This window comes from Streptomyces sp. NPDC001002 (assembly GCF_053599215.1).
This window is the reverse complement of the sequence record NZ_JBSFLV010000103.1, coordinates 24,830-33,741: the sequence shown is the minus strand read 5'-3', so window position 1 is coordinate 33,741 and position 8,912 is coordinate 24,830. Positions and strand designations below refer to the sequence as shown.

Below are 8,912 nucleotides of genomic sequence, written 5' to 3'. Positions count from 1 at the left end.
GCCGTCATCACCATGATGATCACCGGACGCCTCTGCCGCCGCTACGGAAACCACCAGGTCACCGTCGTCTGCGCCATCCTCCTCTCCCTCAGCGTGGCCCTCCCCCCACTCACCCACTCCGTCCTCACCCTCGGCCTCGTCCTACTCGTCTTCGGCGCCGCGTACGGCGGGATCAACGTCGCCTTCAACAGCGCGGCGGTCGACCTGGTGCGGGGCATGCGGCGGCCCATCATGCCCAGCTTCCACGCGGCCTTCAGCCTCGGCGGCATGGTCGGCGCCGGGCTCGGCGGACTGGTCGCGGGCGTGCTCACCCCGACCCAGCACCTGCTCTGTCTCACCGTGATCGGCCTGCTCGTCACCGCGTTCGCAGGCCACGTTCTACTGCGCATCCAGCCCCCGGAACCGCCCGAGACCGCACCGGACGAAAAGCCTTCGCCGCGCCGCCTCGACTCCCGCACCCGCGGCCTCGTCATCACCTTCGGCCTGATCGCCCTGTGCACGGCCTACGGCGAAGGCGCCCTGGCCGACTGGAGCGCGCTGCACCTGGAACAGGACCTCGACGCCTCGGCCGGCGCGGCGGCCGTCGGCTACTCCTGCTTCGCGCTCGCCATGACCGTCGGCCGGCTCACCGGCACCCGGCTGCTCGAACGCCTCGGCCGGACCCGCACCCTGATCTCCGGCGGTACGGTCGCCGCCCTCGGCATGCTGCTCGGCGCCCTCGCCCCCACCCTCTGGGCCGCGCTCATCGGCTTCGTGATCACCGGCCTCGGCCTCGCCAACCTCTTCCCCGTCGCCATCGAACGCGCCGGCACCCTCGCCGGCCCGGACGGCGTCGCCATCGCCTCCACCTTCGGCTACGGCGGCATGCTCCTCGGACCACCCGCGATCGGCTTCATGGCCGACTGGTTCTCCCTCCCCGCCGCCCTCACCAGCGTCGCCGTACTGGCGGCGACGGCAGCGGTGATCGGGCTCGTGACGCGGGGCGCAGCGGAGCGCTGACCCGGCGAACGGCAGGGCCTCGGCAGATCGGCCCGTGTCAGCCGACCGGCCCGGTGCTCCCCCGCACCACCAGCCGCGGCGCCAACACCACTTCCCGCGCCTCCGTCCGCCCCTCGTCCAGCCGTTCCAGCGCCGCCCGCACCGCTTGCCCGGCCTGTTCCCGCGCGCTCTGGCTGACCGTGGTCAGGTCGAAGCAGCTCAGGCGGGACAGCGCGTCGTCGTCGTAGCCGGCGACGGAAACGTCGGTGGGTACGCGGACCCCGGCCCGGGTGAGCGCGGCGAACACGCCGATGGCCGACTGGTCGTTGAACGCGACCACGGCGGTGGGGAGTTGGTCGCCGTCGAGGAGGTGGCGGGCGGCCCGTTCGCCGGCCGCTTCGGTGTGGTCGCCGGGCAGGACACGGACGTACTCGTCGAGGCCGTGGCGGCGCATCGCCGTGCGGTAGCCGCGGCGGCGGTCGGTCGCGATGACGCCCTTGCCGCCGTCGACGTAGACGATCGAGCGGTGTCCCCGCTCCGCCAGGTGGTCGACGATCTGGCCGACGCCGTCGTCGTCCGCGGTCCGTACGACGTCCAGTTCGGCGCCGGGGATGCGGCGGCCGACGACGACCACCGGGGCCTTGCGGTGGAGGGCGGCCAGGGTGTCGGCGGGGGCGATCGGGCCCAGCAGGATGAGGGCCTCGCTGCGGAAGGCGAGGAGGGTCTCGACCGCGGTGTGCTCGTCGCGGGTGCGGGTCTGGGTGCTCAGGACCAGGTCGTAGCCGACCTCGGCCGCGGCCGTGTGCAGGTGCTCGACCAGTTCGGCGTGGAAGGGGCTGTGGATGTCGACCATCACGCCGAGCAGCCGGCTCCGTCTGCTGGCCAGCAGGCTGGCGTTGCGGTCGGGCTGGTAGCCGAGGGCGGCGGCCGCGTCGAGGACGCGTCGGCGGGTGCGCTCGCTGGGGCCGGGGGCGCCCCGCAGGACCAGGGAGACCGAGGCCGTGGACAGACCGACCCGCGCGGCCACGTCCTCCAACCGGGGCCGGGAACCTGCGTCGACCACTGATCCTCCTGTCGGAATCTCCTCGCGCAACACCCTTGACACGCCCGTGAAACCGGTCTGATAGTACCAGGACTTAAAGCGCTTTAAAAAGTTCTATTGCCTGGACATGGATCCGCACCGGGACAGGGGTCTCGGACCCGGATCAGGGCTGAGAGAGGACTCCACATGGCTTCTGAGTCGATCGGCGTCGCCGTCATCGGCGCCGGCATGGCCGGACGCGCGCACCTGGGCGGCTACCGGACCGCCTCGACGTTGTACGACGCCGGGCTGCCCGAGGTCCGGCTGGTCGCCGTCGCCGACACCCACGAGCCGTTCGCCCGTGAGGCCGCCCGCCGCTACGGCTACCGGCGAGCCGAGACCGACTGGCGGGCGATCGCCGAGGCGGACGACGTAGACGCGGTGAGCGTGGTCGTCGCCAACCCGCTGCACCGCGAGATCGTCGAGGGACTGCTGGCGGCCGGCAAGCACGTGCTGTGCGAGAAGCCGCTCGCCCCGACCGTGGCCGATGCCGAGGCGATGGTGAAGGCGGCCGAGGGCACCGGGTTGGTGGCCGCGACCGGGTTCACGCTGCGCCGCTCCCCCGCGATCAACGGCATACGGCAGCAGCTCGGCGACGGCGGGCTCGGGCAGGTGCAGCACTTCAACGGGCACTACTGGTGCGACTACGGGCACAACCCGAACGCCCCGATCAGCTGGCGGTACCGCGGCCCGCTGGGGTCGGGGGCGCTGTCGGACATCGGCAGCCATCTCGTCGACCTGGGCGAGTACTTCTGCGGGCCGGTGCGGAGTGTGCGGGGCGCGGTGCTGTCGACGCAGGTGCGGGAGCGGCCCGTGCCGTTGGGCACCGCCGTGGGGCACTCGGCGGACGTCCGGGTGAGCGAGGAGCGGGAGGCCGTCGAGAACGAGGACATCGCGACCTTCACCGCCACCTTCGCCTTGGGCGCCGTCGGCACCTTCTCCGTCTCGCGGATCGCCTGCGGACTCGCCAACTCCCTTGGTTTCGAGGTCTTCGGGGAGGGCGGCGCGGCCACGTTCGACATGGCGCGCCCGGCCGAGTTCGGCTTCGCGGACTCGTCGCTGCCGGCCGCGACCGGCGGGTACCGGCAGGTCGTGGTCGGCCCGCAACACCCGTATGTGGCAGGCGGGTTGCCGATGGACTTCCCCAGCGTGGGTCACGGTCAGAACGACTTCTTCACCTGGCAGGCGCGCGCCTTCCTGGAGCAGATCGCGGGCCTGGACCGGCTGCCGCACTGCGCCTCCCTCGCCGAGGGTCTGCACAACCTGCGGGTGCTCGACGCGATCGTCGCCTCCGCGAGCGCCGACGGCCAGGCCGTCTCCGTCCAGTGAGCAGCCCGTCGACGAACCCCGTGACGAATCAAGGAGCCATGCGATGAAGCTCGGTGCCTACACCGCCGTCCTGCACGACAAGCCCCTGCCCGAGGCGCTGCGGATCCTTCGCGAACTCGGCCTGGACAGCGCGGAGATCAACTCCGGCGGCTTCCTGCCCGCCCCTCATCTCCCGATCGCCGAGATCAGGGCGAGCAGGGACGCGAGGGACGCGTACCTGGCGCTCTTCGCGGACGCCGGTGTCACCCTCACCGCCCTGAACTGCAACGGCAATCCCCTGCACCCCGACCCCGAAGTGCGCGCCAAGCACGGCCAGGACGTGCGCGACGCGATCGAACTGGCCGCCCTGCTCGGGGTGAAGAGGGTGGTGACCATGTCGGGGCTGCCCGCCTCCGATCCCGGTGGCCGGCTGCCGTCCTGGTCCGTACTGCCGTGGGACAGCGCCTACTTGGACGCCCTCGACTACCAGTGGGGCGAGGTGGCGATCCCGTACTGGAAGGACATCCAGGCGCGGGCGGCGGACGCCGACGTGAAGGTCTGCATCGAGATGCACCCGCACAACCTGGTCTACAACGTCGGCACGATGGAACGCCTTGCCACGGAGATCGACGCGACCCATGTGGGCGCCGAGATGGACCCGAGTCACCTGTTCTGGCAGGGCATCGACCCGGTCGCGGCGGTACGCCGGCTCGGCAGCCTCGTCTACAACGCGGCCGCCAAGGACACCCGGATCAACGAGGAGGCCCGGATCAACGGTGTCCTCGACCACCGCCATCAGCGCGTGCTCCCCGACGAGCCGGACGCCGTCTCCCTCGGCGGCCGGTACACGCTCAGCCGCTGGCCGAAGAACGCGTCCTGGGACTTCGTCGCCGTCGGACGCGGCCATGACGTCGAGTTCTGGGCCGAGTTCCTGACCGCGCTGCGGGACGTCGATCCCGACATGGCCGTCAACATCGAGCACGAGGACCAGGAACTCGACCAGTTCGAGGGCCTGCGGCTGGCCGCAGAGAACCTCAGGGCCGCCGCGGCCCGCATCTGAACGCCGGCCCGCACGAGGCCGCCAACTCCCCTCCCCCTGTTGCACAGTGAGGTGCATCGACCATGAACCGCTCGACAACTCGCACCACCGGTCCCCGAGTTCGCAGAATCACCCCCGTCGTGGCCGTCGCAGCGGTGGCCGCCCTCGCCCTCGCCGGCTGTTCCAGCGGTTCCGGCGGGAAGAAGTCCGAGGAGAGCGCCGCCGGCGTCTCGGCCGGGAAGGCCTCCACCCCGCGTATGACCATCGCGATGGTCACCCACGCGCCCTCCGGTGACACCTTCTGGGACACCATCCGCAAGGGTGCCGAGGCCGCCGCGGCCAAGGACAACGTCAAGCTCATCTACTCCAACGACGAGACGGCCGCCGACCAGGCCAACCTGGTGCAGAACGCGATCGACCAGAAGGTCGACGGCATCGCGGTCACCCTCGCCAAGCCGGACGCGATGAAGGACGTGGTCGCCAAGGCGGAGAAGGCCGGCATCCCGGTCGTCGGCTTCAACGCGGGTCTGACGGACTGGAAGAAGCAGGGGCTGCTGTCCTTCTTCGGCCAGGACGAGTCCGTCTCCGGACAGGCGCTCGGCACCAAGCTCAACGGCACGGGTGCCAAGCACGTCCTGTGCGTGATCCAGGCGCAGGGTGACGTCAACCTCGAACAGCGGTGTGCCGGGGTGAAGAAGACCTTCGGCGGCAAGACCGACAACCTCTACGTCAACGGCACCGACATGCCGTCCGTGAAGTCGACGATCACCGCCAAGCTCAAGACCGACTCCTCCATCGACTACGTCGTCACCCTCGGCGCCCCGTTCGCGCTGACGGCGGTGCAGTCGGTGTCCGAGTCGGGCAGCAAGGCCAAGGTCGCCACCTTCGACCTCAACAAGGACCTGGTCGCCGCCGTCGAGAAAGGCACCATCCAGTTCGCCGTCGACCAACAGCCCTACCTTCAGGGTTACTTGGCGGTCGACTCGCTGTGGCTCTACAAGACCAACGGCAACTACAGCGGCGGCGGTGAGGAGCCGGTGCTGACCGGTCCCGCCTTCGTCGACAAGTCCGACATCGCGAGCGTCGCGAAGTTCGCCGCGAAGGGAACGCGCTGACACCATGAGGATCGCACTCGACCCCTACATGATCCGCAACGTCCCGCTGCTCGAACTGCCCGCCGTCGTCACCGAGTTGGGCTACGAGTGGATCGAGCTGTCACCCCGTGAGGACTTCATCCCGTTCTTCCGGCACCCGCGTGTCGACGACGGCACGGTGCGCGCGTTCCGCAAGGCGCTGGACTCCGCCGGCGTCGGCATCACCTCGCTCCTGCCGCTGTTCCGCTGGTCAGGACCGGACGAGGACGACCGACAGGCCGCCGTACGGTACTGGAAGCGCGCCATCCAGATCGCCGCGGACCTCGGAGTCACCAGCATGATCTCCGAGTTCAACGGCCGCCCCGAGCAATCCGACCGCAGCGAGGCCCAGTTCTGGAGGTCGCTGGAGGAACTGCTCCCCCTCTTCGAGCGGGAGGGCATCGGTCTGGCGCTGGAGCCGCACCCCGACGACTTCATCGAGAACGGCTACGACGCGGTCAACCTGATCCGGGGCATCAACCACCCGGCCGTCAGCTTCCTCTACTGCGCCCCGCACACCTTCCACATCGGCGCCGACGCCCCCGGCATCATCAAGTACGCCGGTGACCTCCTCACCCACGTCCACCTGGCCGACGCCTTCGACCACACCGCGTCCTCCGGCAACCGCTACATCCTCAACCCGCCCGGCACCCCGGCCCGTATCCACCAGCACCTGGACATCGGGCAGGGCGAGGTCGACTTCGACGAACTCTTCCGCGAGCTCAGGGCGGTCGGCTTCGACGGCACCCTCACCGCCTGTGTGTTCGCGTGGGAGGAACGGGCCCGCGAGTCCTCGGTGTTCATGCGGGAGAAGATCACGGAGTACCTGGCCGCCCACCCGTAGCGCCCACGGCGGCGGTGGCGAAGCGGAAGGCTCCGTCACCGCCTCCCACCGTCAGCCAGACGTACTCCCCCTCCCTGACCAGCCGGAGCGCGATGTGGTCGCAGCCGGGGCAGCGGGCGGTCAGGCCCGGTTCGGGCCCGTAGACGTGGAGTTGGGCGAGCGGGCCCGACCTCGCGCACTCCGGGCAGCGCCACCACGCCGTGGTGGGTTCCGCGGCGAGGATCTCCGAGAGCGGGCCGGCGAGGCAGTTGCCGTCGAGGTGCGCGGTGTCGTCAGCCATCGTGGCCTCCGGTCAGCCGAAGCGTTCGGTACGGATGGTGGTGGGGTCCCTGCCGAGGTCGACGAGGAGGTCGGCGACGGTCTCCACGAAGGCGGTGGGGCCGCAGACGTAGACCTGACTGGCGGGTTCGAGCCCGGCCGCGGCCTTGTCCAGGTCGGCCTGGGTCAGCCGGCCGGGGGCGCGGGTGCTGCCGGGCGGCGCCTGTCGCGTGTACAGCAGGCGCACGTCGAGATGCGGATCCCGCCCGTCCAGGTCGTCGCCGTACCAGACGTCGTCGGGGGTGCGCACCGAGTACAGCAGGTGGAAGGGGGCCTCGGAGCGAGCCAGGCGGTGGGCTCGGATCATGGCCGCGAGAGGTACGACTCCGGAGCCGCCGGCGACCAGGAGGGCGGGCTCGGTCTGTTCGGGCCGCCACACGAACCAGTTGCCGAGCGGACCGCGCACCTCGACCTCGGCGCCCTGTGACAACTCGTCCGCGAGATACGGGGAGACCTCGCCGTCGGGGACGCTCTGCACGCCGAGTTCGATCCGGTCGCCGTCGGCGGGTGCGGCGAGGGAGTAGCTGCGTACGGCCTGGTAGCCGTCGTCGGCGGTGAGCCGCACGTCGACGTGCTGGCCGGGCAGATGACCCGGCCAGCCCGGGGCGCTAAAGGTGAGGGAGCGGGCCGTGGCGGTCTGTGGGCGACGCTCGTCGAGGCGGGCGGCGCGCCAGACGATGGCCATGGTCAGTCGCCCCAGTTGCGCTGCTCGCGCCAGGGGTCGCCGTGGTTGTGGTAGCCGACCGACTCCCAGAATCCCGGCTGGTCGTCGTGGGTGAGCCGCAGTCCGCGCACCCACTTGGCCGACTTCCAGAAGTACAGGTGCGGCACGAGCAGCCGGGCGGGACCGCCGTGTTCTGGAGAGAGCGGGAAGCCGTCGTAGGTGTGCACGAGCCATGCCTTGCCGCCGAGGAGGTCGGTGAGCGGGAGGTTCGTGGTGTAGCCGCCGTAGCTGTGGGCGACGACGTACGCGGCCGTCGTGTCGACGTTGTCGAGGAAGGCCTCGACGGGGACCCCGCGCCACCGGGTGTCGAACTTCGACCAGCGGGTCACGCAGTGGATGTCCTTGGTCGTGTCCTCCTGCGGGAGGGCCAGCATCTGGTCCCAGGTCCAGCTGTGCGTCTCACCGTTCTCGGCGGTCACGGTGAAGGCCCACGACTCGGTCGCGACCTTCGGGGTGGGCCCCGCGGACAGCACGGGGAACTGTTCGGTCGGGTACTGGCCGGGCGGCAGCCGGTCCGCCAGGGACCGGGCGCGCCCACGGAATCCGGGTGAGAAGGAGCTCACGGACGTCATCTCCTGACCTCGTCGGACGCCACGGCCGGACATCGCCGGGGCACGATCCGGACATCACCGGCGCACGGCCGACATCGCCGGGGCATGGCCGGACGCACGTCCATCATGTGCCGCACTCCCCCTGGACCGCACTCGATACGGCACACTCGCCCCCATGGACACCATGGATTTCGTCGCCCACCTGGACCGGGAGGGCGTTCTGCTGGCCGCGGCGGCCGAGCGGGCGGGGACCGATGCGGAGGTGCCGACCTGCCCGGAGTGGCGGGTGCGGGACCTGGTGCGGCACACGGGCATGGTGCACCGGTGGGCGGCCGCGTTCGTGGCCGAGGGGCACACGGCCTACCACCCCGACGGCGGGCTGCCCGAGCTCGACGGCGCCGAGCTGCTGGCCTGGTTCCGCGAAGGGCACGGGTATCTCGTCGAGATCCTGTCCACCGCGGCTCCGGACGTCCGGTGCTGGCAGTTCATGCCGGCGCCCTCGCCGCTCGCCTTCTGGGCCCGGCGACAGGCGCACGAGACCACCGTCCACCGGATCGACGCCGAGTCCGCGCGAGGCGGCACGCCTACGGAGATCTCCCCGGGCTTCGCGGCCGACGGCATCGACGAGCTGTTGCGCAGTTTCCACGCCCGCTCCAAGAGCCGGGTCCGCAGCGAGGAGCCGCGGGTGCTTCGGGTTCGGGCGACGGACGCGGACGACGCGGTGTGGACCATACGACTGTCTCCGGAGGCGCCCGTGACCGTGCGGGGGGAGGACGGCGAAGCGGACTGCGAACTGGCCGGGCCCGCCGCGCAGTTGTACCCGGCGCTGTGGAATCGGCAGCCGTTCCCGAACGTGAGCGGGGACGCGGCGGTGGCCGCGCTGTGGCGCGAGAAGTCGGCCGTCACCTGGAGCTGACCGTCAACCGGTGCCCGACC

General features: G+C 70.9%; 10 protein-coding genes. 6 read left to right on the top strand and 4 right to left on the bottom strand.

What is annotated here, in order from left to right; translation table 11 throughout:
• On the top strand, positions 1 to 999 hold a 999-nt coding region (locus ACWDR3_RS34445; protein ID WP_450356485.1), incomplete at its 5' end, for an MFS transporter.
• A 37-nt stretch (positions 1,000 to 1,036) separates the two neighbouring features.
• On the opposite strand, the gene ACWDR3_RS34440 is transcribed toward ACWDR3_RS34445, so the two are convergent.
• Positions 1,037 to 2,041 (bottom strand): LacI family DNA-binding transcriptional regulator, encoded by a 1,005-nt coding sequence (locus tag ACWDR3_RS34440; protein ID WP_450356484.1) that lies wholly within the window; start codon positions 2,039 to 2,041, stop codon positions 1,037 to 1,039.
• A 165-nt stretch (positions 2,042 to 2,206) separates the two neighbouring features.
• Here ACWDR3_RS34440 and ACWDR3_RS34435 point away from each other — a divergent pair, with 165 nt between their 5' ends.
• From ACWDR3_RS34435 to ACWDR3_RS34420, 4 genes are all read left to right on the top strand, one after another.
• Positions 2,207 to 3,388 carry a Gfo/Idh/MocA family protein gene (locus ACWDR3_RS34435; RefSeq protein WP_450356483.1) on the top strand — a complete coding sequence of 394 codons (1,182 nt, stop codon included), beginning with the start codon at positions 2,207 to 2,209 and terminating at the stop codon, positions 3,386 to 3,388.
• A 43-nt stretch (positions 3,389 to 3,431) separates the two neighbouring features.
• Entirely contained in the window at positions 3,432 to 4,427 is a 996-nt protein-coding gene (locus ACWDR3_RS34430) for a sugar phosphate isomerase/epimerase family protein (RefSeq protein WP_450356482.1), read from the top strand.
• A 62-nt stretch (positions 4,428 to 4,489) separates the two neighbouring features.
• Positions 4,490 to 5,521 carry a sugar ABC transporter substrate-binding protein gene (locus tag ACWDR3_RS34425; protein WP_450356481.1) on the top strand — a complete coding sequence of 344 codons (1,032 nt, stop codon included), beginning with the start codon at positions 4,490 to 4,492 and terminating at the stop codon, positions 5,519 to 5,521.
• Positions 5,522 to 5,525: 4 nt separating this feature from the next.
• A complete protein-coding gene (locus ACWDR3_RS34420; protein ID WP_450356480.1) occupies positions 5,526 to 6,383 on the top strand; it encodes a sugar phosphate isomerase/epimerase family protein in 858 nt (285 codons plus the stop codon).
• Here ACWDR3_RS34420 and ACWDR3_RS34415 read toward each other — a convergent pair.
• The 3 genes from ACWDR3_RS34415 to ACWDR3_RS34405 are packed head-to-tail and all read right to left on the bottom strand — an operon-like array spanning position 6,355 to position 7,988.
• On the bottom strand, positions 6,355 to 6,663 hold the full coding sequence (locus ACWDR3_RS34415; RefSeq protein WP_450356479.1) for a DUF6510 family protein: 309 nt from the start codon (positions 6,661 to 6,663) through the stop codon (positions 6,355 to 6,357). The genes ACWDR3_RS34420 and ACWDR3_RS34415 overlap by 29 nt on opposite strands.
• Positions 6,664 to 6,675: 12 nt before the next feature.
• Positions 6,676 to 7,386: a ferredoxin reductase gene (locus tag ACWDR3_RS34410; RefSeq protein WP_450356478.1), complete on the bottom strand. Its 711-nt coding sequence runs from the start codon at positions 7,384 to 7,386 to the stop codon at positions 6,676 to 6,678.
• Positions 7,387 to 7,388: 2 nt separating this feature from the next.
• The gene (locus ACWDR3_RS34405) at positions 7,389 to 7,988 is read right to left on the bottom strand and encodes a sulfite oxidase-like oxidoreductase (protein ID WP_450356477.1); all 600 of its coding nucleotides are present in this window, start codon (positions 7,986 to 7,988) and stop codon (positions 7,389 to 7,391) included.
• A gap of 163 nt (positions 7,989 to 8,151) precedes the next feature.
• Between ACWDR3_RS34405 and ACWDR3_RS34400 the strand changes: the two genes are divergently transcribed.
• Positions 8,152 to 8,892, top strand: a complete 741-nt coding sequence (locus ACWDR3_RS34400; RefSeq protein ID WP_450356476.1) for a maleylpyruvate isomerase family mycothiol-dependent enzyme — start codon at positions 8,152 to 8,154, stop codon at positions 8,890 to 8,892.
• Positions 8,893 to 8,912 lie beyond the last annotated feature (20 nt).

Excerpts from the sequence above, each read along its gene's own strand:
- ACWDR3_RS34435 (WP_450356483.1), top strand. The coding sequence starts at position 2,207 with ATGGCTTCTGAGTCGATCGGCGTCGCCGTCATCGGCGCCGGCATGGCC.
- ACWDR3_RS34415 (WP_450356479.1), bottom strand. The coding sequence starts at position 6,663 with ATGGCTGACGACACCGCGCACCTCGACGGCAACTGCCTCGCCGGCCCG.
- ACWDR3_RS34410 (WP_450356478.1), bottom strand. The coding sequence starts at position 7,386 with ATGGCCATCGTCTGGCGCGCCGCCCGCCTCGACGAGCGTCGCCCACAG.
- ACWDR3_RS34430 (WP_450356482.1), top strand. The coding sequence starts at position 3,432 with ATGAAGCTCGGTGCCTACACCGCCGTCCTGCACGACAAGCCCCTGCCC.
- ACWDR3_RS34400 (WP_450356476.1), top strand. The coding sequence starts at position 8,152 with ATGGACACCATGGATTTCGTCGCCCACCTGGACCGGGAGGGCGTTCTG.
- ACWDR3_RS34420 (WP_450356480.1), top strand. The coding sequence starts at position 5,526 with ATGAGGATCGCACTCGACCCCTACATGATCCGCAACGTCCCGCTGCTC.
- ACWDR3_RS34425 (WP_450356481.1), top strand. The coding sequence starts at position 4,490 with ATGAACCGCTCGACAACTCGCACCACCGGTCCCCGAGTTCGCAGAATC.